General features: G+C 62.4%; 23 protein-coding genes. 13 read left to right on the top strand and 10 right to left on the bottom strand.

Annotated elements, in window-relative coordinates:
* The 5 genes from lpxK to WCA85_RS16965 all read left to right on the top strand — a co-directional run.
* Window positions 1-630: tetraacyldisaccharide 4'-kinase (gene lpxK / locus WCA85_RS16985; protein ID WP_424065799.1), on the top strand; the 630-nt coding region annotated here is incomplete at its 5' end.
* Window positions 611-817, top strand: coding sequence for a Trm112 family protein (locus WCA85_RS16980; RefSeq protein ID WP_424065797.1), 207 nt, complete (start codon window positions 611-613; stop codon window positions 815-817). The genes lpxK and WCA85_RS16980, both read left to right, overlap by 20 nt.
* Window positions 818-948: 131 nt before the next feature.
* Entirely contained in the window at window positions 949-1,758 is an 810-nt protein-coding gene (gene kdsB, locus WCA85_RS16975) for a 3-deoxy-manno-octulosonate cytidylyltransferase (protein WP_424065796.1), read from the top strand.
* Window positions 1,759-1,977: 219 nt separating this feature from the next.
* Window positions 1,978-2,643 carry an adenylate kinase gene (gene adk, locus WCA85_RS16970; RefSeq protein WP_424065794.1) on the top strand — a complete coding sequence of 222 codons (666 nt, stop codon included), beginning with the start codon at window positions 1,978-1,980 and terminating at the stop codon, window positions 2,641-2,643.
* Window positions 2,644-2,936: 293 nt separating this feature from the next.
* Window positions 2,937-3,695 carry a 3-hydroxyacyl-CoA dehydrogenase gene (locus WCA85_RS16965; protein ID WP_424065793.1) on the top strand — a complete coding sequence of 253 codons (759 nt, stop codon included), beginning with the start codon at window positions 2,937-2,939 and terminating at the stop codon, window positions 3,693-3,695.
* 105 nt (window positions 3,696-3,800) lie between these two features.
* Here the strand turns inward: WCA85_RS16965 and WCA85_RS16960 are convergent, their stop codons facing one another.
* Window positions 3,801-4,652: a SirB1 family protein gene (locus tag WCA85_RS16960; RefSeq protein ID WP_424065791.1), complete on the bottom strand. Its 852-nt coding sequence runs from the start codon at window positions 4,650-4,652 to the stop codon at window positions 3,801-3,803.
* Window positions 4,649-6,199 (bottom strand): murein biosynthesis integral membrane protein MurJ, encoded by a 1,551-nt coding sequence (gene murJ / locus WCA85_RS16955; RefSeq protein ID WP_424065789.1) that lies wholly within the window; start codon window positions 6,197-6,199, stop codon window positions 4,649-4,651. The genes WCA85_RS16960 and murJ overlap by 4 nt, the downstream gene beginning before the upstream one ends.
* A 392-nt stretch (window positions 6,200-6,591) precedes the next feature.
* Here murJ and rpsT point away from each other — a divergent pair, with 392 nt between their 5' ends.
* Complete coding sequence (rpsT, locus tag WCA85_RS16950; protein ID WP_424065788.1) at window positions 6,592-6,870, top strand: 30S ribosomal protein S20; 279 nt, start codon at window positions 6,592-6,594, stop codon at window positions 6,868-6,870.
* Between the two features lie 295 nt (window positions 6,871-7,165).
* Here the strand turns inward: rpsT and WCA85_RS16945 are convergent, their stop codons facing one another.
* Window positions 7,166-7,501, bottom strand: a complete 336-nt coding sequence (locus WCA85_RS16945; protein WP_424065786.1) for a DUF3579 domain-containing protein — start codon at window positions 7,499-7,501, stop codon at window positions 7,166-7,168.
* A gap of 416 nt (window positions 7,502-7,917) precedes the next feature.
* Here WCA85_RS16945 and argF point away from each other — a divergent pair, with 416 nt between their 5' ends.
* Together argF and WCA85_RS16935 are read left to right on the top strand one after the other, a co-directional pair.
* Window positions 7,918-8,847, top strand: a complete 930-nt coding sequence (argF, locus tag WCA85_RS16940; protein WP_424065784.1) for an ornithine carbamoyltransferase — start codon at window positions 7,918-7,920, stop codon at window positions 8,845-8,847.
* A gap of 230 nt (window positions 8,848-9,077) precedes the next feature.
* Complete coding sequence (locus tag WCA85_RS16935; protein WP_424065782.1) at window positions 9,078-10,304, top strand: argininosuccinate synthase; 1,227 nt, start codon at window positions 9,078-9,080, stop codon at window positions 10,302-10,304.
* 261 nt (window positions 10,305-10,565) lie between these two features.
* Here the strand turns inward: WCA85_RS16935 and murB are convergent, their stop codons facing one another.
* On the bottom strand, window positions 10,566-11,606 hold the full coding sequence (gene murB / locus WCA85_RS16930) for a UDP-N-acetylmuramate dehydrogenase (protein ID WP_424065780.1): 1,041 nt from the start codon (window positions 11,604-11,606) through the stop codon (window positions 10,566-10,568).
* A 174-nt stretch (window positions 11,607-11,780) separates the two neighbouring features.
* Here murB and WCA85_RS16925 point away from each other — a divergent pair, with 174 nt between their 5' ends.
* Window positions 11,781-12,266, top strand: a complete 486-nt coding sequence (locus WCA85_RS16925; RefSeq protein ID WP_424065779.1) for a YajQ family cyclic di-GMP-binding protein — start codon at window positions 11,781-11,783, stop codon at window positions 12,264-12,266.
* Between the two features lie 108 nt (window positions 12,267-12,374).
* On the opposite strand, the gene plsY is transcribed toward WCA85_RS16925, so the two are convergent.
* From plsY to queG, 5 genes are all read right to left on the bottom strand, one after another.
* On the bottom strand, window positions 12,375-13,010 hold the full coding sequence (plsY, locus tag WCA85_RS16920; protein WP_424065777.1) for a glycerol-3-phosphate 1-O-acyltransferase PlsY: 636 nt from the start codon (window positions 13,008-13,010) through the stop codon (window positions 12,375-12,377).
* Window positions 13,011-13,202: 192 nt separating this feature from the next.
* Window positions 13,203-13,694 carry a Cys-tRNA(Pro) deacylase gene (ybaK, locus tag WCA85_RS16915; protein WP_424065775.1) on the bottom strand — a complete coding sequence of 164 codons (492 nt, stop codon included), beginning with the start codon at window positions 13,692-13,694 and terminating at the stop codon, window positions 13,203-13,205.
* Between the two features lie 121 nt (window positions 13,695-13,815).
* A complete protein-coding gene (gene xerD / locus WCA85_RS16910) occupies window positions 13,816-14,751 on the bottom strand; it encodes a site-specific tyrosine recombinase XerD (protein WP_424065774.1) in 936 nt (311 codons plus the stop codon).
* A complete protein-coding gene (locus tag WCA85_RS16905) occupies window positions 14,748-15,218 on the bottom strand; it encodes a methylated-DNA--[protein]-cysteine S-methyltransferase (RefSeq protein ID WP_424065772.1) in 471 nt (156 codons plus the stop codon). Before WCA85_RS16905 ends, xerD begins: the two co-directional genes overlap by 4 nt.
* Before the next feature lie 88 nt (window positions 15,219-15,306).
* Window positions 15,307-16,569, bottom strand: a complete 1,263-nt coding sequence (gene queG, locus WCA85_RS16900; protein WP_424065770.1) for a tRNA epoxyqueuosine(34) reductase QueG — start codon at window positions 16,567-16,569, stop codon at window positions 15,307-15,309.
* Window positions 16,570-16,586: 17 nt separating this feature from the next.
* Between queG and tsaE the strand changes: the two genes are divergently transcribed.
* Window positions 16,587-17,141: a tRNA (adenosine(37)-N6)-threonylcarbamoyltransferase complex ATPase subunit type 1 TsaE gene (gene tsaE, locus WCA85_RS16895; RefSeq protein ID WP_424065767.1), complete on the top strand. Its 555-nt coding sequence runs from the start codon at window positions 16,587-16,589 to the stop codon at window positions 17,139-17,141.
* Window positions 17,123-18,655, top strand: a complete 1,533-nt coding sequence (locus tag WCA85_RS16890; protein WP_424065765.1) for an N-acetylmuramoyl-L-alanine amidase — start codon at window positions 17,123-17,125, stop codon at window positions 18,653-18,655. Before tsaE ends, WCA85_RS16890 begins: the two co-directional genes overlap by 19 nt.
* A gap of 103 nt (window positions 18,656-18,758) precedes the next feature.
* On the opposite strand, the gene WCA85_RS16885 is transcribed toward WCA85_RS16890, so the two are convergent.
* Entirely contained in the window at window positions 18,759-19,640 is an 882-nt protein-coding gene (locus WCA85_RS16885) for an EamA family transporter (RefSeq protein ID WP_424065763.1), read from the bottom strand.
* Between the two features lie 284 nt (window positions 19,641-19,924).
* Here WCA85_RS16885 and WCA85_RS16880 point away from each other — a divergent pair, with 284 nt between their 5' ends.
* Window positions 19,925-20,806, top strand: a complete 882-nt coding sequence (locus WCA85_RS16880; protein ID WP_424065761.1) for a pirin family protein — start codon at window positions 19,925-19,927, stop codon at window positions 20,804-20,806.
* A 78-nt stretch (window positions 20,807-20,884) separates the two neighbouring features.
* Complete coding sequence (gene trxA, locus WCA85_RS16875; RefSeq protein WP_424065760.1) at window positions 20,885-21,733, top strand: thioredoxin; 849 nt, start codon at window positions 20,885-20,887, stop codon at window positions 21,731-21,733.
* Window positions 21,734-21,935 lie beyond the last annotated feature (202 nt).

The raw sequence follows: 21,935 nt of genomic DNA, 5'->3' as shown, positions 1-21,935 counted from the left end.
GTCTGGGTCTGCCCGGACCGCGTCGCCGCCGCGCAGGCGCTATGCGCGGCGCATCGTGATGTGGACGTGATCATCAGCGACGACGGTTTGCAACACTACCGTCTCGCACGCGACGCCGAGCTGGTGGTCTTCGACCATCGCCTCGGCGGCAATGGCTTCCTGCTGCCGGCCGGTCCGCTGCGAGAACCGCTATCGCGCCGTCGCGACGCCACGCTGATCAACAATCCATACGAACGCACACTGCCGCCCTGGCCCAACACCTTCGCGCTGCAACTCACGCCCGGCGACGCATGGCATCTGGGCAATCCCGAGTTGCGCCGTCCGCTTGCGCAATTCGGCGGCGAGCGGGTGATGGCCGCGGCCGGCATTGGCGCGCCCGAGCGCTTTTTCGCTACCCTGCGCGCGGCCGGCGTCACGCCCACCACGCGCGCGTTGCCGGATCACTATGCGTTCACAGCCAATCCTTTCACGGATGTCGATGCCGATGCGATCCTGATCACCGAAAAGGATGCGGTAAAATTAGGGTCCTGGCATGATGCGCGCATCTGGGTTGTCCCGGTTGAAGCCGCGCTGGATCATCGCCTCATTGAACTAGTCGTGGAGAAAGTCCGTGGACGCTCGCCTGCTTGAAATTCTCGTCTGCCCGATCTGCAAGGGCCCGCTCAGCTACGATCGTCCCGCTCAGGAGCTCATCTGCAACGCAGACAAGCTGGCGTATCCGATCCGCGACGGCATCCCGGTCATGCTGGTCGACGAAGCGCGTCAGACCGTGGAAGGCACGCCGGTCGAGCCACTGAATCCGGCGCCGGGCGCCTGAAGCCCGTCCGCCAGCCAGACCGCTCAAAGGGCCGTTAACGACCGCTTAAGACGCCGTTTCGCGCCCGGCCGTTTTTCTTCGGCGCACCTTCGTACGGTGCGCCCTCTTCCGGTTTTGCCGCCGCCAAGTCGATGACCCAAGCCACCGTCACCTCCGCCCCGCCGTTCATTGCCGTCGTTCCGGCGCGGCTCGCGTCCACCCGTCTGCCTAACAAGCCGCTCGCCGATATCGGCGGCAAGCCCATGGTGGTGCGCGTCGCGCAACGCGCACTCGCCTCGGGTGCCCAGCAGGTGCTGATCGCCTCGGATGCGCAGTCGGTTCTAGACGTCGCGCGCGAGCACGGCATCGAGGCGATCATGACGCGCGCGGACCATCCGTCCGGCACCGACCGCCTTGCGGAAGTGGCCGCGCAGTTCGGCTGGAGCGACGACACCATCGTCGTCAACGTGCAAGGCGATGAACCGCTAATTGATCCCGCGCTGGTGTGCGGCGTTGCGTCGCACCTCGCCGCGAATCCTGATTGCGCAATCGCGACCGCCGCGCACCCGATCACCGACCCCGCTGAAGTCTTCAATCCGAACGTGGTCAAGGTCGTGCTGGACGCGCGCGGCGTGGCGCTGTACTTCTCGCGCGCGCCGATTCCCTGGGCACGCGATGCCTGGCAGCCGCACTGGCCTGATATTGCCTCGATGCCCGCCCCGCCCGCACCTGCAACGGTTTACCGACATATCGGGCTGTACGCGTACCGCGCCAGTTTTTTGCGCGGCTACCCGAGCCTGACGCAATCGCCAATCGAGCAGGCCGAGGCGCTCGAGCAACTGCGGGCCATGTGGCACGGCGAGCGGATTGCCGTGCTAGTCACTGCGCAAGCGCCGCTGCCTGGCGTCGATACGCCTGCAGACCTCGCTCGCGTACAGGCCTTATTCGGTCCGTCGGCGTAAAAACCCATGGCATAATCAAACGACTGTGCGCACCATCTGCAATGATCGTTCGCCAGGGTTTGCCCCCGGTTGTCCCGCCACCCCTTGCAGCGCTGTCGCCATCGACAAGCAGCGCGAGGCATGCCGCGGACAGTTCGAAGCGGGCCCCTTGAGCAGAACGCGTAGATGAGCTTCAGGCGTTGCGCCGCGAAAGAATTCACATAGATCTGGAGATATCACATGCGTTTGATCCTGTTGGGTGCGCCTGGGGCTGGCAAGGGCACTCAGGCAACCTTCATCAAAGAAAAATTCGGCATTCCGCAAATCTCCACTGGCGACATGCTGCGTGCAGCCGTCAAGGCCGGCTCGCCGCTCGGCGTCGAAGCAAAGCGTTTCATGGATGCCGGCGAACTCGTGCCGGACGAGCTGATCATCAACCTCGTGAAGGAACGTCTGCAGGCAGCGGATTGCGCAAACGGCTATCTGTTCGACGGTTTTCCGCGCACGCTGCCGCAAGCCGAAGCCATGAAGCAGGCGGGCGTCGCGATCGACTATGTGCTGGAAATCGACGTGCCGTTTGACGAGATCATCGTGCGTATGAGCGGTCGCCGGGTGCACGCCGCGTCAGGCCGCACGTACCATGTCAAGTTCAACCCGCCGAAGGTCGACAACGTCGATGACGTCACCGGCGAGCCGCTGATCCAGCGCGACGACGACAAGGAAGAAACCGTCAAGAAGCGTCTAGACGTATATGTGGCGCAAACCAAACCGCTGATCGAGTACTACAACACGTGGGCCAAACATGGCGATGCGTCGAGCAGCCTGAAGGCGCCGCAGTACCGCGCAATTTCCGGCCTCGGCACGGTCGATGAGATCCGTACCCGTGCATTCGATGCGCTAAAGTAAGCGCTTATCGGTGCGCTGCTGGAACCCGCCCGTCTGGGCGGGTTTTCATTTGTGGCGTCTGTTGTGCCCTCCGTTTCCTGCCCTCGAGGTCTAGTGCGCAACCGGCGTTCGAGCCTGTTCGATTCGCGTGCAATCTTCAGTTATCCGTATCAAATTCCCATCACAACACCGCTCCATGCTGGTGCAGATGCCGCGGCCTTTCGCTTTCCGCGCTGCAGCATAGCCGCTACAATCGATCATCGAAAAGATATTCGATCGTAACGATTAACAAACTGCAGTGAAGGAGAAGAGACATGGAGATTCGTGACAACGTATTCCTGATTACCGGCGGGGCCTCGGGCCTCGGCGCGGCAACCGCGCGCATGTTCGCGGCGGAAGGCGGCAAGATCATCGTCGCCGACCTCAATCAGGACGCCGGCGCGGCGCTCGCGCAGGAACTCGGCGGCGTCTTCGTGAAATGCGATGTGAGCCGCGAAGACGACGCCATCCAGGCTGTCGAGGCAGCCACCAGGCTCGGCGTGCTGCGCGGGCTAATCAACTGCGCGGGTGTTGCCCCTGCCATCAAGACCGTCGGCAAGGATGGCCCGCATCCGCTCGACGCGTTCACGCGAACCATCTCGATCAACCTGATCGGCACCTTCAACATGATCCGCCTCGCGGCCGCCGCAATGGCAAAGAATGAGCCGAACGCAGGCGGCGAGCGCGGCGTGGTGATCAATACCGCGTCTGTGGCGGCATTCGACGGGCAGATCGGGCAAGCGGCATACGCAGCCTCGAAGAGCGGCGTGGCGGGCATGACGCTGCCGATCGCCCGCGACCTGTCGCGCAACGCCATCCGCGTGATGACGATTGCACCGGGCATCTTCGAAACGCCGATGCTGCTCGGCATGCCGCAGGAAGTGCAGGACGCCCTCGGGGCGATGGTGCCGTTCCCCCCGCGTCTGGGCAAACCGGTGGAATACGCGATGCTCGCCAAACAAATCGTCGAAAATCCGATGCTCAACGGTGAAGTGATCCGCCTCGACGGCGCGATCCGCATGCAACCCAAGTAGGCATTCGCGCGCCCGACGAAGTCGGCGCATCAATGAAAAAACGCCTGCCGCGCGAAGCTAAATGCGCGTAGCAGGCGTTTTATTTTGTGGATTCGCGCAACCGCCTCAGTCGCTGTCATCGTGCTGCGTACGCTGACGCAACTCGTGCAACTGCGATTCGACGACCATTGCGTCGTCAGCATCCGGGCGGTCGCCCAGATAACGCTCCAGGTCCTCAAGCGCCGGCCGCAGATAGTCGAGCCGCGCATAAGCGAAACCGCGATCGCGCACTTCCTCGATGCTCTCGGGTAGCAGAATCACGAGGCGCTGCTGAACAGCCAGCAGCCGCTGCCAGCGTTCCGTCTGAAGATACGTCGACTTGAGATTACGCAGCATCCGCGCGATGATCTCGCGCCGCGTGGCCGGTTGCAGCAGCATGCGCAAGGCGCGGCTCACCGACTCGCCCGCCGTCGCCACATAAGGCTCGAGCATCTCGACCATTTCCGACTCGGACAGCGAATGCCCGCTGGTCGGATCGAGCATCACGTCGCCTTCGGGCGTGGTCACGCGCAGCAGGAAATGACCGGGAAACGACACGCCCCGCACGGGAATACCAATCTGCTCGGCCATCTCCAGATACAGAACCGCGAGCGAAATCGGAATGCCGCGGCGCCGTTTCAGCACCACGTTCAAATGACTGTTGTCGGGATCGTAGTAATCGTTGAGATTGCTTCCAAAGCCGAGTTCGCGGAAGAAAAACCGGTTCAGGATGCCGACCTTCTGCTTGATGTCCGCGTCGTCCGGCATGCGGCGCTGCAGGCGCAGCACCAGTTCGTCAATCTCGGCCAGCGTGCCTTGCAGATCGAGATCGGGGTACGCGTCCTGTGCAAGCGAAAGCGCCGCCTCGGTTAAGGGCAGACTGTCGTCTTCGGCGACCAGCGTGCTGAAATAGTCGAGAACCCGCGTCGTCGTGATCACTTCGCTCGCCTTCTGAAATACGCGTATTTGAAGCCCATCAGCCAAAGCATACCGAAATATAGCGCAGCAAACAGGACGAGGCACGCAGCCAGCAACACGATCCGCTCAAGCGGACGGTTGTGCAAACCAATCCAGTCAAAGCTGATGGCAAACCAGTGCATCACGCCCGCAAGGACCAGACAAGCGCCGATCATCTGCACGAAGAACACCAGCCAGCCGCTCGACGGCATATAGATGCCGCGCCGGCGCAAGCCGATGAACAGCAGCAACGCGTTCATGCAGGCGCCCAGTCCCACGCTCAACGTCAGGCCCGCGTGCGCAAAGATCGGCACGAATACGAGATTGCTCAACTGGGTCACCACCAGCACACCGACGCCAATTTTCACCGGCGTCTTGATGTCCTGCTTGGCGTAGAAGCCTGGCGCGAGAATCTTGATCAGGATCAGCCCGATTAACCCGACGCCATAAGCCGACAACGCACGCCCCACCATGACCACCGAATGAGCGTCGAACTTGCCATAGTGGAAAAGTGTTGCCGTGAGCGGCTCGGCAAAGAAAAACAGCGCGATGGCGCTCGGCGCGGCCAGCAGGAACGTGACCCGCAAGCCCCAGTCGAGCAACGACGAATATTCGTGCGGGTCCGCGTCGACGTGTGCCTTTGAGAGACTGGGCAGCAGGATCGTGCCGAGCGCGACGCCCAGCAATGCGGTCGGGAACTCCATCAGGCGGTCAGCGTAGTTGATCCACGAGACCGCGCCCGGCCCGATACGCGACGCGATATTGGTGTTGATGATCAAGCTGATCTGCGCGACCGAGACCGCGAACATGGCGGGGACCATTTTCGCCAGCACGCGCTTGACGCCGCGGTGCGCGAGTGCGCGCAGCGGGTTCAGCCCGATACGCGGAATCATGTCGATTTTCTTGAGCCCCGGCAACTGCACCAGGAACTGCAATACCCCACCGACGATCACCGCCCACGCCAGCGCATAGACCGGCGTCTTCACATGCGGCGCGACGAACACGGCCGCGCCGATGAACGCCACGTTCAGCAGCACAGGTGCGAAAGCCGGAAGTGAAAAGTTCTTGTAAGTATTCAGCACACCCGACGCCAGCGACGTGAGCGAGATGAACACGATGTACGGGAACATGATCCGCGTCATCGTGACGGCGAGCGGATACGCCTCGCCGTCGTGGGCAAGCCCCGAGGCAACGACAAAGACCACGCCGGACGCCCCTACCACGCCGATCAGGGACAGGATCGCCAACGCCCAGGCCAGCACGGTGGAGGTCGCGTCCACCAGGGCTTTGGTAGCGTCGTGTCCTTGCTGGTTCTTGAATTCAGCAAGAATCGGCACGAACGCCTGCGAGAAGGCCCCTTCTGCGGAAATCCGGCGCAGCAGGTTGGGAATGCGGAAGGCGACGTAGAACGCGTCGGTGTATTGACTGGCGCCGAACGCACGTGCGATCAGCGTTTCGCGGGCCAGACCGGTCACGCGCGACAGCAGCGTGAAGCCGCTGACCGTCAGCAGGGCTCGGAATAGATTCATGGGGCGCTTATTATACGGGTGCCGCAAGTGCGGTCGACGAGCCTGAACGCGAATCGGACCGATTTGCCGCGCAGACGTTCGCTTTGGGGGCCGGTTTGTGATCCCGTCAGGGATAGGTCAGCCAGCCTCGCGGTGCATTTCCGTTTGCCACGTGCCTGTTTTTGTTGCTATAATCGCCGGTTTCGACGCTCGCTCAATTTTCGGGAAGCATTTGGGTCGCCCTCTGCAGCCCATCTAAGCGCCCACTGAACGGGCCTGATTTCGCCTCGTTGAATCAGTAATTTCGTCACTTTTTGCGCTCTTGGGCAATCGCTTCCAAGGGTTCGATCTAAAGCAGCGCCCGGCCACTTGAAGGTCAGGTACTGGAAACAGGAACAGGATAAGGAACCGTCATGGCTAACTCCGCACAAGCACGCAAGCGCGCCCGCCAGGCCGCGAAGGCAAACTCGCACAACTCGGCGCTGCGCTCGAAGTTCCGCACGGCAATCAAGGCAGTTCGCAAGGCGATCGACGCCGGCGACAAGGCTAAGGCCGCTGAGATCTTCACGGCATCGTCGAAGACAATCGACATCATCGCCGACAAGAAAATCGTTCACAAGAACAAGGCAGCTCGCCATAAGAGCCGCCTCGCTGCAGCCATCAAGGGTCTGCAAGCGTCCGCAGCGCAGTAAATCCGGCAAGCCCGCTTCGGTGGGCTACCTCCTGTTTCCGCTGCGTCATGAAAGCCCGCCTCGGCGGGCTTTTTTGTCTTCCTGCGCGCCGCGGTAATGGTCCACAGGAGATCCGACGCGCGGCACTCCATTGCCTTGCTGGCCAATGAAGCGCTCGCCGCGAGGCCATCAGTCGAAACATCGCCGCAACTGGCACACGTCTCCCTTAGATACGAAAAAACCCGCTTACGCGGGTTTTGTCATTTCTATCTCTAGCGCGTCAGGCGCCCGACAAATTTGCTGGACTAACGAGAGATCAGCGTTTCTGCGCTTGCTGAGTCCCGTGGTGCGGCGGCAGTTCACACGCTTCTGTGACCACCAGCTCGTTATCCTTCGCGAAATTCATGACGAAATCGAACGCCATGGGCTCGATGTCCCGCAAACGCGAATCGAGGATGATGCACTTGAGATTGTTCAACATGGTGGGACGCACGTACAGCGAGTATTGCAGGTAAGCATTCGGGCCTTTGGCACCGGGACCGAACATGGACATCACACCGGCGAGTCGCTCCGACCAGTCGCTGGGCCGAAACGTCTTCCCGCTCTTGGTAATGCCCTGAATGAAAAATTCGGTTGGAGGTGTTTCGGCCATGTACGGGTACCTGTGTGACTGCCCAGCTAATTGCCAGCGAATGCGGCTGCTTGAACACGTCGTACACGACCCCGCGGACTATGCCACCGGGCGCCGCGGGCCACCAAGGGCCACCGCAGCTATCGTCATGACGGCGCACCGCGAGGAAAAACCTTCCGGGCGCGCGAGCCGTGTCCCACAAGCATGGAACCTGCCTGCTGGGCTTTAGGAAACCCCGAGATTATAGCGCAGCGGACCTGTTCCCGCACTGCACACAAGACATGTCTTAAGCTGGCCGCGCGCCTTTTAGGACCGATCCTCTTGCCACTTGGCTAGCTCGTCAAATGGGCCAAAATCCTTTATGCTGCATAGAGTTACCACAAACGACGGCGGCGCCGTCCGGCAATTCCGCCGGGTGAGACCGCCGTATTTGTTTCATGACCGCCAAGAAAATTCGCCATTATCTCCAGTTCAACGATTTCTCCCTGGACGACTACGAGTACGTGCTTGAGCGCGCTCGCATCCTGAAGAACAAGTTCAAGAACTACGAGACGTACCACCCGCTCCACGACCGCACGCTTGCGATGATCTTCGAGAAAAACTCGACGCGCACGCGCCTGTCGTTCGAAGCAGGCATTTTCCAGCTAGGCGGCCACGCGGTATTCATGAGCACGCGCGACACGCAACTCGGACGCGGCGAGCCGATCGAAGATGCAGCGCAAGTTATCTCGCGCATGGTCGACATCATCATGATCCGCACGTTTGGCCAGGACATTCTGCAGCGCTTTGCTGAGAATTCGCGCGTGCCGGTCATCAACGGGCTGACGAACGAATATCACCCCTGCCAGGTGCTGGCCGACATCTTCACGTTTTTCGAACATCGCGGACCGATTCGCGGCAAGACAGTCGCCTGGGTTGGCGACGCCAACAACATGCTCTACACGTGGATCGAAGCGGCGCAGATTCTGGGCTTCAAGCTGCGCGTGTCCACGCCGCCGGGTTACAAGGTCGACCACGCGCTGGTGGCAGCGGAAAGCGCGCCGTTCTACGAAGAATTCGACGACCCGAACGACGCCTGCGCCGGCGCCGATCTGGTCACCACGGACGTCTGGACCAGCATGGGCTTTGAGGCGGAAAACGAAGCCCGCAAGAAGGCCTTTGCCGACTGGTGCGTCGACGCCGACATGATGGCGTGCGCCAAGGCGGATGCGCTCTTCATGCACTGCCTGCCCGCCCATCGCGGCGAAGAAGTCAGCGCGGACGTGATTGACGGGCCGCAGAGCGTCGTGTGGGACGAAGCGGAAAACCGTCTGCATGTACAAAAGGCATTGATGGAATTTCTATTGCTCGGCAAGCTGAATCACTGAGCATTCTCTGCGTGAGCGCGACGGGGCCCGGCTACGAGGCGGGCATCCACGAACGCGCCGCGCCTCCTGCCAGGCACGCTTTTCGAGGCTGGACCGCCCGAGATGCAAGCTGGCGGATCCGCTGCCCCGTCCCAAAAACGAGGGGGCCTCGTGGTTTAGTGTCAAAATAACGTTTTTTTCCGCGCACCGGAGCGGCCGGCGCGCACTAGTCTCCCAGCTACGAGTTCACCATGAGCGATATCAAGAAAGTCGTGCTCGCCTATTCGGGCGGCCTCGACACCTCCGTCATCCTGAAATGGTTGCAGGACAACTACGACGCCGAAGTCGTCACGTTCACGGCCGACATCGGCCAGGGCGAAGAGCTGGAACCGGCGCGCAAGAAGGCCTTGCAACTCGGCATCAAGCAGGAAAACATCTACATCGAAGACTTGCGCGAAGAATTCGTGCGCGACTTCGTGTTCCCGATGTTCCGTGCCAACACGATTTACGAAGGCGAGTATCTGCTGGGCACGTCTATCGCGCGTCCGCTGATCGCCAAGCGCCAGATCGAGATCGCGCGCGCAACCGGCGCGCAATCGGTGTCGCACGGCGCAACCGGCAAGGGCAACGACCAGGTTCGCTTCGAGCTCGGCTACTACGCACTGGAACCGGGTATCAAGGTGATCGCGCCGTGGCGTGAATGGGACCTGCTGTCGCGCGAAAAGCTGCTCGCGTACGCCGAGAACGCCGGCATTCCGATCGAAATGAAGCACAAGCAAGGCGGCGCACCGTATTCGATGGACGCGAACCTGCTGCACATCTCGTTCGAAGGCCGTCACCTGGAAGACCCGAAGGCGGAAGCCGAAGCCGATATGTGGCGCTGGACGGTCTCGCCGGAACAGGCACCGGATCAGGCAGAATACCTCGACATCGAGTACGAGCACGGCGACCCGGTGGCGATCAATGGCAAGCGTCTGTCGGCAGCGGAGATGCTCACTGAGCTGAACCGTTTGGGCGGCAAGCACGGCATTGGCCGTCTGGATCTCGTCGAAAACCGTTATGTCGGCATGAAGTCGCGCGGCTGCTATGAAACGCCGGGCGGCACGATCATGCTGAAGGCGCACCGCGGCATCGAATCGATCACGCTCGACCGCGAAGTGGCGCACCTGAAAGACGATCTGATGGCACGCTATGCCGCGCTGATTTACAACGGCTACTGGTGGAGCCCGGAGCGTCGCGCGATCCAGGTGCTGATCGACCATACGCAAGAGAAGGTCAACGGCTGGGTGCGCGTGAAGCTGTACAAGGGCAGCGTGTCGGTGGTGGCGCGCGATTCGAAGGAAACGTTGTTCGACAAGACCATCGCAACGTTCGATGACGACGGCGGCGCGTATAACCAGGCCGACGCCGGCGGCTTTATCAAGCTGAACGCGCTGCGCATGCGGATTGCGGAGAATGCGCGTCGCCAGCGGAGCTAATAGTGCGCGTTTCGGCTCAGCTGAACTTCGCGTGAGCGAAGTTCAGCGCCGCAGGGCGCGGCTGTTGCCAAAACGCATGCTGGCAGCGGGGCCGAGCGCAGTCAGGCGCGGCCAAAAACTGAACCCGCGTCGTCAAAACGAGAAATTCCGGTAACGGCTCGCCCGGGCACAACTTAGGGTTCAAAAAAAGCGCCAGGATCACTCCTGGCGCTTTTTTATTCCTCACGTCCTAACGCGGCAACGTCCACCCTCACCCCGCGCTCACAGACAAACCGGCTCCGCCTCCAGCTCCACCCCAAACCGCTCGCGCACATCCCGTTGGATCGCCTGCGCCAGCGCGATTACTTCAGCGCCACTCGCCCCGCCCGGATTCACGAGCACCAGCGCCTGACGCTCATGCACCGCCGCTGCGCCCATGGCGCGCCCTTTCCAGCCGCACTGGTCGATCAACCACCCTGCAGCGAGCTTGACCTGTCCATCCGGCTGACGATACGACACCATCTCGGGCTCTTGCCGCTGCAGCAAATCGAATTGCGCCGCGTCGATCACCGGGTTCTTGAAGAAGCTCCCCGCGTTACCGATCTGCAGCGGATCAGGCAGCTTCGCGCGCCGCACGGCCACGACCGCATCGAAAATCGCCTGCGGGCCTGGCGATGTGTCACCATGGCCCTCGGCGGCGAGTTCGCGGGCAATATCCGCGTAGGTGGCTCGCGGCACCCAGGTTTTCGGCAGGCGGAAGGTGACCGAGGTGATCACAAAGCGGTCGCGTCCTTCGCGCTTGAAGAAACTGTCGCGATAGCCGAACCGGCACGCTTGCGCGTCGAGTTCGTGCGTCTCGCCCGTGGCCAGTTCCACCGCACGCAGGGAGGCGAAGCGCTCGCACATTTCCAGCCCATACGCGCCGATGTTCTGAATCGGCGCCGCGCCGACGGTCCCGGGAATCAGCGCGAGGTTTTCGAGCCCGGGCATGTCCTCTGCGAGCGTCCACTCAACGAAGGTGTGCCAGTTCTCCCCGGCGGCGGCTTCGACGTACCACGCGTGGTCGTCTTCGCGCACCAGACGTCGGCCGCGAAGCGCGACCAGCAACACCAGACCGTCGAAGTCACGGGTCAGCACGATATTGCTGCCTCCGCCCAGCACCAGGCGGGGAAGCCCGGCCACACGCGGGTCGCGAACCGCCGCGAGCAACTGGTCCTCGCGCTCGACGCGGCAGGCAAGGCGCGCGCGGACATCAAAGCCAAACGTGTTGTGCGTCTGAAGCGGATAGCTGTCAAGAAGGGAAGCGGGGGCGTGCTGATGCATCGGAATGTGCGGAATGTGAAGGCCGTCTGGCGCAGCCCAGGTGCCTTTGCGCGGCGGCCTTGGGCAAAAGAGAAAGGCGTCGGTAAAATGACGTCCGGTTCGTGATTATAGCGAGTGCAGGGTGTGCAGCCGTCCGGCCGCGCCACGCATCGCCGGCACTATTGGGAGAAAGCAATGCCATCGTTTGACGTCGTCTGCGAAGCAAACATGATCGAAGTCAAGAACGCGATCGAACAGTCCAACAAGGAAATTTCAACCCGCTTCGACTTCAAGGGGTCGGACGCGCGTGTCGAACACAAGGAAAACGAGTTGACCCTCTTTGCCGACGACGACTTCAAGCTCGGCCAGGTCAAGGACGTAATGGTGTCGAAACTGGCCAAGCGCAATGTGGACGTGCGGTTTCTCGAGTACGGCAAGATCGAGAAAATCGGCGGCGACAAGGTCAAGCAGGTCGCCACGGTGAAGAAAGGCGTCTCGGGTGATCTGGCGAAGAAAATCGTCCGTCTGGTGAAGGACAGCAAGATCAAGGTTCAGGCGAGCATTCAGGGCGACGCCGTGCGCATTTCGGGCACCAAGCGCGACGATCTGCAAAGCGTGATTGCCCTGCTGCGCAAGGATGTGACGGATACGCCGCTCGACTTCAACAACTTCCGCGACTAAACACGGGGGCGGTTTGCTGAGCGGGCGGTTTGCTGCGGGGGCGCCTCAGACGGGAACGCACGCCAACCGCGCGTGGCATGCAGCGCTACGCCGCGCTGTGCCAGCCCCTCAATGCCGCTTGGCTTCTGGCTGGGCCCCGGCCTTCTTCCTGTCGCCGATCCGGCTCTCCTTGCCGGCCATCAGCTTCGCGATATTGCCGCGATGGCGCCAGATCAGCAGGCAGCTCATCGCGACAACGGCCAGCGCGATGATGTTCGCGCCGAACAGAAAGCCGTCGAACAGCGGCGCAAACACGGCCGCGGCCAACGCCGCCAGCGATGAATAGCGGAAGAAGAACGCAATGATCAGCCACGTCGCCATGGTCGCGAGACCCAGCACCGGGTTGATGGCGAGCAGCACGCCCGCAGCGGTTGCGACGCCTTTGCCGCCTTTGAAGCGGAAGAACACCGGGTACAGATGACCGAGGAACGCCGCGATAGCAGCGAGGGCAATGGCGTCGTCGTCGAGCCCGTAGCGCGCGCCGAAGTGACTGACCAGCCACACCGCCAGCCAGCCTTTGAACGCATCGCCGAGCAAGGTCAGAATCGCGGCCGTCTTGTTGCCGCTTCTCAGCACATTGGTGGCGCCGGGATTTTTCGAGCCGTATGAGCGCGGGTCGGCCAGCCCCATCACGGAACTGACGATCACGGCGAACGACACCGAACCGATCAGATAGGCGACGACGGCAACGATCAGGTTTTCCATCTGGGACTCTTATAGGTATCGGAAAGCGCACACGGCGCCACGGTGCACGCGGCACCATGCAGTGCGAACGAAATGGCGAACATTCTACCGAACCGCGCCCTCAGAACCAGGCCCTTTTGCAGTGGGTCTCTACAAAACGGCGCGCCACGCCAGCTTTTCCGCCCCTCGGCCACAGCGACTGCATGGCGGTGTTCAATCCACGCTCGCACATTGCACCGGTTTCGCCTGCAGCAACCCGTCGAGCACGGACGGCGCAATGCAGACGAGAAAACCGCGCCGCCCGCCGTTCAGCCAGATTTTGTCGAGTTCAAGAATGCTCGCCTCCACATACACCGGCATCGCCTTGCGGGTGCCGAACGGCGAAGTACCACCGATCAGATACCCCGAATGCCGGTTCGCCACCTCAGGCTTGCACGGTTCGACGCGCTTTGCGCCGATCTGCCGCGCGAGATTCTTGGTGGAGACAGTGCGGTCGCCGTGCATCAGCACGATCAGCGGCTTTGCATGCTCATCCTCCATGACTAGCGTCTTGACGACCTGGTGCTCGTCGACGCCTAGCTGGCGTGCCGACTCCGCCGTGCCGCCATGCTCGACGTAGTCGTACGGATGCTCACTGAATTCAACGCCATGGCGGCGCAGGAACTGCGTCGCGGGCGTTTCGGAGACGTGTCTGGATTTGCTCATCGGCGCATTGTAATAGCGGGATCGCGCACCGGCTATCTGCCGAGCGGCCAATTGTGCGGCTTCGGCGAGCGTGGCACGATGGTTCGAAATGATCCGGTGCGCACCGGCCCGGCGCCTCGATTCAGCCGCGCGGATGGTGCGCCGCGTGCAGCGATTTCAGGCGTTCGCGGGCGACGTGCGTGTAGATCTGTGTGGTCGAGATATCCGTGTGGCCGAGCAGCAGTTGTACGACGCGCAAGTCGGCGCCGTGATTTAGCAGGTGTGTCGCGAATGCGTGACGCAAGGTGTGGGGTGACAGCGGCGCGTGTACTTCAGCCGCCGCCGCATGACGTTTGATGATGTTCCAGAACTGCTGGCGCGTCATGCCCTCGGCGCGCGTCGTCACGAACAGCGCGTCGGTTGCGCGCGCACCCAGCAACGCCGGACGCGCTTCGCGCAGGTAGCGCTCGATCCACGCGTGCGCCTCCTCACCGAACGGAATCAGGCGCTCCTTCGAACCCTTGCCGATCACGCGCACCACGCCTTCGTTGAGCCCGACTTCCACGGTCTTCAGCGTGACGAGTTCGGTGACGCGCAGGCCGCTCGCGTACATCAGTTCGAGCATCGTGCGGTCGCGCAGACCCAGCGGTGTGTCGATATCCGGCGCACCGAGTAGCGCCTCGACTTGCGCCTCGCTCAAGGTGGAGGGAAAGCGCGCAGGCTGTTTGGCCGAGCGGATGCGCAGCGTCGGATCCACCGTTGCGCGGTGCTCACGCACGGCCCACGCGTAGTAACGCCGGAACACGGAAAGACGGCGGTTCGCCGAAGTCGATTTGTCTTTCTGACGCACCACGCTGTAGGCCGTGAGATCAGCTTCGCTGGCAGTATCGAGTGAGCTGTTGCGGATTTGCGCCAGCCACTCGCAGAACAGACGCAAGTCGCGCCGGTAAGCGTCGAGCGTGTTGCGCGACAAACCGTGTTCGAGCCACAGCGCGTCGCAGAATGCGTCGATGGAGGCGTTACTGGTCAGAAATAGCGGCGAGTTGGAGGCGTCGTCCGCGGTAAGGGTTTCGCTCATGCGTAGGGCACACCTTCATGCGCGAGCAGCCAGCGCTTGACCTGCCGGAAAAAGCCGTCGTCACCGTGATGCGCAAAGCCGCCAATGCCGCTCGACGCCACCACCCGATGGCACGGAATCACGATTGGGAAATAGTTTGAGCCACATGCCTGGCCGACCGCGCGCGGTGCACTGCCGATCCGTTTGGCCAGCTGCCCGTAGGTCAGCACGACGCCTGGCGGGATCTCGCTGATCGCCGTCCATACGCGCTGCTGGAAAGCCGTGCCGACCGCAGCGAGCGGCAAGTCGAACGCCGCCGACGCCCTCGCCAGATAGCGTTCGATCTGCTGCACGGCCTCTTTCGCCAACGGCGTATCGGGCGCGACACTGCGCACCGAATCCGGCAAATAAACAATCTCGCGTACGGTGTCAGCTTCGAGACGGATCCCTACTTTGCCGAACGGTGCATCGATTACTGCGTTGAACATGATGGACTTGCCCGCCTCGCCTGATCCTTGACCCACCTTCCGCGCAGCCCGCTGCCGCGCCGAAACCCCGCTACTGTACGCTGCCTGCTTAGGCCGCTTCAAGCGCCCACTCGACATGCTCGCGCACCAGCGGCGACGGGTCATCGGCGCGCCGACGCAGCGCGTCCACAATCGCGGCGCGTGCACTGCCGGCAAAGCTCGCCGGATCGGCACGCAACGCATTGCCCATGCCGACCGCCAGATTGCGCAGCCAGCATTCGTAGCCGATGCGTCGAATCGCGCTGCCCTGCATACGCGTGTCGAACTCGTCGGCGCTCCAGTCGAACAGATCCGTGAGCGTGGCACGATCCAGCCCGTGGCGTACGTCGAAATCGGCGACCGGTGCCGCTTGCGCGAATTTGTTCCACGGACAGACGAGCTGGCAATCGTCGCAGCCATACACGCGATTACCGATCAGCGGCCGCAATTCCAGGGGAATACTGCCCTTTAGTTCGATCGTGAGATAAGAGATGCAGCGCCGCGCATCCACCTTATAAGGCGCGACGATCGCACCCGTCGGACAGGCGCCGATACAGCGCGTGCAACTACCGCAATGCGCGCCGGGCGTCTGCGGCGCGTCTTCGGGCGCGGTCTGCGCATCGGTCGGCAACGGCAGATCGACATAGATTTCGCCTAGAAAAAACAGCGACCCGGCGTCGCTTTGCAGCAACAATGTATGCTTGCCGCGCCAGCCGAGCCCGGCCTTTTGTGCGAGTTCCACCTCGAGCACCGGTGCGGAATCGGTGAACACGCGGTAGCCGTATGAACCGATTTCCGCTTCGATTTTTTCGGCCAATTGTTGCAGCCGGTTACGCATCACCTTGTGATAATCGCGACCCCGTGCGTAGATTGAGACGACCGCCGCCGCGGGGTCCGTGAGCCGCGCCAGTTCGTCTGCGCGCCACGTTTCGCTTTGAACACGGGCGTTCGCGGCGTCTTTCACCTGCCCTGGCAACGCGCTTTCGTCGAGCTTTCCAGGCTGGGCCGCAGCGGGTAAATAGGCCATCCGCGCCGTGATCACGCGTCGCGTATGGGCCACAAGCTCGGCCGGCCGCGCGCGTTTCATCCCATGTTTGGCCATATAATCCATCTCGCCATGGCAGCCCGCTTCGAGCCACGCTGCGAGCCCCGCCTCGGCAGCGGAAAGATCGGTATCGCTGATGCCGACCGCCCCAAAACCCAGTTCGCGGCCCCACGTCTTGATACGCAGGGCAAGCGCTGCCAGCGTCGCTTCATCGAGTTGACGCATGGCAGGCGCATCGTCATCGGACGCAGGCGTGCAGGAAACGGGGGGCTCCGGACTTCGGTTCATCACGCCATTTTACGAGAATGCCCGACCACTCCGATCTCTCGATCAAACCTTCCGCTGCCGTCCTGCTCGAGCGCCACTTCACGCTCGTGGACGAAGCCGCCACCAGTGCATTTGGCGTGCGCTTCGCAGACGCCATCGAGCACGTGCGGCACGCGCAGCAACTGGTCGGCGGCAACGCATTCAGTGGCCTGCAAGTTCAATTGACCGGCGACCTCGGCGCCGGCAAAACCACCCTCGTCCGCGCCACGCTGCGCGGCCTCGGACACACCGGGCGGGTACGCAGCCCAACCTATACGCTCGTCGAACCTTATGCCGTTGAACGACCGGATGGGGAACTTGAGCTCTATCACTTCGATCTGTACCGTTTCACCGATCCGGCTGAATGGGCCGACGCTGGCTTTCGCGAGTACTTCGACAGTGGCGCCGTTTGCCTCGTCGAATGGCCGCAGCGCGCGGGCGGCCTGCTAGGCGTGCCGGATCTTGTTTTCTCGCTCGATGTCGACGGCGACGGCCGGGTGCTGGTCGCCCGGGCGTACAGCGAATCAGGAAAAGCATGTCTAGAAAGATGTTAATCAAGCCATTTCGCTCAATCGAATCCGCCGCCACAGCGACACACAACTGGCGGCGCCGGCAGATTCTTCGCGCCGGCGCTTCGACGCTCGTGCTGGGCCTCGTCGCACCGCGTCTTGCATGGGCCAGCTCGGTGCTCGGCGTGCGCGTCTGGCCGGCGCGCGACTACACGCGCGTGACCATCGAATCGGACCAGCCGCTGCAGAACACGCAGCAATTGCTGCTGGCACCCGATCGCCTCGTGGTCGACCTGAGCGGTCTCGACCTCGACCAGGAACTCAAGGATCTGGTATCGAAGATCACGCCGAACGATCCGCAGATCGAGGCCGTGCGCGTCGGACAATATCAGCCCCACGTGGTGCGCATGGTGTTCGATCTGAAGGGCTCGGTGAAACCGCAGGTATTTACGTTGCCGCCCGTGGGGTCGTACAAGTACCGGCTGGTGTTCGACCTGTATCCGGCGGTCGCGCCCGATCCAATGATGGATCTGCTAGCGCAAAGCGAGCGCAAGCAACAGAAGCTGAACGAAGACGCCGCGCCTCCGGCCACGCTCAGCGGCCCCGGCACAACGCCGCCCGCAGCCGACAACAGCGAAGCCTTCTTCGATCGCTACGCACAGAATAACGCCACGCCGGACCTACCCCGTCCACCGGTTCATGTTGCACCGGTCCCGCATCCATCAACGCTCGCGGGCGCGCCGAACAAGCCCGCCGCACCGCCTGTCGCGATTGCGAAGAACGACAGCCCGGATGGCGACAACGACGCCTACCCCTTCACCAATCCGAAGACCGGCAAGAGCAATACGGTGCGTCTGTTGACCGTGGCGATCGATCCGGGCCACGGCGGCGAGGACCCTGGTGCGATCGGCAGCGCGGGCACCTACGAAAAGCACGTCGCGCTCGACATTGCGAAGAAGCTGCGCGCGAAGATCGATGCGCAGCCCAACATGCGCTCCATGATGACGCGCGACGACGACTTCTTCGTGCCGCTCAATGTGCGCGTACAGAAGGCACGCCGCGTGGGTGCCGATCTGTTCGTGTCGATTCACGCGGACGCCTTCACTACACCGCTCGCGCGTGGCTCGTCGGTATTCGCGCTGTCGGACCACGGTGCATCGAGCGCGGCCGCGCGCTGGATGGCGAACAAGGAAAACTCCTCGGATCAGATTGGCGGGATCAACATCAAGTCGGACGATGCGGCGGTGAACCGCGCCTTGTTCGATATGTCGACCACCGCGCAAATCCGCGATTCGATGCGCTACGGCAACTTCGTGCTCAACGAAATCGGCGACATCAACAAGCTGCATAAGGGGTCGGTCGAACAGGCGGGCTTTGCGGTGCTTAAGGCACCGGATATTCCGTCAATCCTCGTGGAAACCGCGTTCATCAGCAACCCGGATGAAGAGAAACGCCTGAACGACGACGCCTATCGCGATCAGATGGCCAGCGCGATTCTGAAGGGCATCAAGCGCTATTTCGCCGCCAATCCGCCGTTGGCAAAAAACCGCATGACCTGATCGAGTGTCGCGCGGCGGGCTGGGCCTGAGAAGCAGGTGCCAGCCTGCCCGTGTGTGGGCGGATCAGTGAGTCCGTGGGTCAAGTGAGTCAGCGCCGCGCCTATCATCGCGCGGGTGCGAAGCGCCGTACGATCCACGCGCCGAACACGTTCACCGCCAGACCCGCCATCACCAGCAACGCGCCCACGACTTGCGGCGCGGACAGCTGTTCACCCAGAAACACCGACGCAGACGCCAGGCCCACAATTGGCACCAGCAGCGAAAACGGCGCGACCTGGCTCGCTGGATAGCGCGACAGCAAGCGGCTCCACAGGCTGTAACCAATCAGTGTCGCGATAAACGCCAGATAGACCACCGCGAAAATCGACGTAGCGCCGATACCCGCGAGCGCCGCCGCGATCCGCTGCGGCCCTTCGAACCAGTAGGAGAGGACGAGAAACGGTAGCGGCGGTACCAGGCTCCCCCACACCACGAGTCCAACCAGATCGACCTTGCCGACCTTCTTCGTGACGATATTGCCAAGCGCCCACGAGGCCGCCGCGCACAAGGTCAAAACGAATCCCGCTAACGTCATCACGTGGCCACCCTGCATGCCGATCACCGCGAGCCCGCAGGCGGCGATAAAAAGCCCCAGCAGATTGGGCACGCTGAAGCGTTCACGCAGAAATATTGCGGCGAAAATCAGCGTGAAGAATGCCTGCGCCTGCAGCACCAGCGAGGCAAGCCCCGCCGGCATACCCACGTACATGGCGGAAAAGAGAAACGCGAACTGACCGAGCGAAATGGTCGCGCCGTATGCAATCAGCCAGCGCCAGGGCATCTTCGGACGCTTGATGAAGAACACGGCCGGTACGGCCGCAAGGGTAAAGCGTAGCGCTCCTAGCAACATAGGCGGCACGCCGTGCAAACCTACTTTGATCACGACAAAGTTGACGCCCCACACAACGACCACCACCAGCGCCAGCATCAAATCCTTCGGCGCCATCGCCGTCTCCTTTGTCGACCAGAGTTAGCGCTTTAGCGCTTAGTCTGGTCCCATGCAAAGCGGTCGACCAGAGTTAGCGCTTTAGCGCTTAGTCTGGTCCCATGTAAGTTGGGTACTGTTATCTGAAGAGGGAGTTTAACGGAGCTTGCGCCACCTGAAACCACGCCGGGAAGCGGCGCTTGTAAGGACAATGCACAACCCCTGCTGTGCTGCACACACTTCGCAGCAGCATCACCCTCACACCAGTAGAATGATCTTCATTCACCATCCACCGAGCCTGCCCCATGTCCTCATCGATCAAAGCGGTCCTTAAGCCCCATCTGCGGGACGTCGGCAGTCTGACGGTGCGCCGCGTGCTGCCGGCGCTGGCCGCACGGCTCATTGGGCCATTCATTTTCTTCGACCACATGGGCCCCGCCACGCTCGAACCGGGTGTCGGGCTTGACGTGCGCCCGCATCCGCACATTGGGCTCGCCACCGTCACGTACCTGTTCGAAGGCGCGATCATGCATCGCGACAGCCTTGGCTCGGAGCAGAAAATCGTCCCCGGCGATGTGAACTGGATGACCGCCGGCCGTGGAATCGTTCATTCCGAGCGCACGCCCGCCGAAGACCGCGCGAACGGCCAGACCATGCACGGCATCCAGACCTGGGTCGCGTTGCCGCTGGACGACGAAGACATCGAGCCTTCGTTCGAGCATCACGCCGCCGCGACGCTGCCCGAGATCGAGCGCAACGGCGTCACCCTGCGAGTGATCGCCGGCAGCGCGTTCGGCGAGACCGCGCCAGTGACCACATTCTCCGGCACGCTGTACGTCGCCGCCCATTTCACGCCGGGCAGCGCCTTTGCGCTCGAACCTGAACACGAGGAACGCGGCGTCTATCTGGTAGAGGGCGATCTGGAAATCGACGGCGAGCCGCTTGAGGCCGGTCAGATGGCCGTGCTGGCGCTGGACGAAACCGTCACGCTGGCAAGCGGCGGCGGCGCTACGGTGATGTTGCTGGGCGGCGAAAAGCTGGACGGCGAGCGCTTTATCGAATGGAATTTCGTATCCAGCTCACGTGAGAAAATCGAGCAGGCCAAGCTCGCCTGGACAAATCAGGAAATGGGCCAGGTGCCCGGCGAAACCGAATGGATTCCGCTGCCCGAGCACAAGCCGCATTGAGCGTCCAAGTGCGCGCGCATTGAACTCACCGCGTTCGCCCCCATCTCCAAGGGCGAACCGTTATATAACGAGGATGCAATGGAAACCACCTTGGCCACTTTCGAAAAAGACGTCATAGCCGCGTCGACGCTGGCCCCCGTGCTGGTCGACTTCTGGGCTCCGTGGTGCGGGCCATGCAAGACCCTTGGCCCCATGCTGGAAAAACTCGAAGCCGAGTATGGCGGCAAATGGCGCCTGGTGAAGGTCAACGTCGACGAGAATCAGGAACTCGCGGGGCACTTTCAGGTGCGCAGCATTCCGCACGTCATGGCCTTTGCCGACGGCCAGCCAGTTGACCAGTTTGTCGGTGTGCTGCCGGAAAGCCAGTTGCGCGCCTTCCTCGACCGGCTCGTCCCGCAAGGCGCCGACGCCGCACGCGCCGAAGCGCAAGTGGCGCTGGCAGAAGGTCGCCGTGAGGATGCGTACGACGCGCTCAAGGCCGCCCTCGCCTACGACCCCGGCTACGACGACGCACGCCTCGACCTGATCGAACTGCTGCTGGACGACAACCATATCGACGAGGCGCGCAACGAGGTGGATCTGCTATCGCCGAAGACCACTCAAGGCATCGACCCGCGCTTTAACGCCATCAAGACGCGTCTGGACGCCGTGGATGCCGCCGCTGACTTGCCCCCTACCGACGCGCTCGAAGCGCGCGTGGCGGCCGAACCGGCTGACCTTGAGGCCCGCTTCGACCTCGCAAGCGCGCTCATAGCCCGCCGCAACTATGCAGGCGCACTGGAACATCTGCTGGAGATTGTGCGTCGCGATCGGGCGTTCCGCGACGATATCGGCCGCAAGACCATGCTGTCGGTGTTCGATCTTGCCGCGCATCAGCCGGAACTGGTTTCGCAGTGGCGGCGCAAGCTCAGCGCTTCGCTGTTCTAAGCTGATCCGACGCGCGCTGGAAGCGCTGCGGGCTGCCTGGCATGGTTCGCGTTCAGCAGGCGGCAGGCAGGTGTGGCTGACCCAGGCCGTCGCCGCGCGGACATCTGCCGGGCGCCTTCCTTTTACCGCCGTCCTTACCCGTCTATAAGCGGCAATTGCTCAGGCGCACCCCGCACGCTGCGAACCCGGCCCACGCCTCAAG

It is taken from the genome of Paraburkholderia sp. (assembly GCF_049581445.1).
GTDB lineage: Bacteria > Pseudomonadota > Gammaproteobacteria > Burkholderiales > Burkholderiaceae > Paraburkholderia.
Note: the sequence above shows the minus strand (reverse complement) of the source record. Positions and strands in the feature narration are given on the sequence as shown.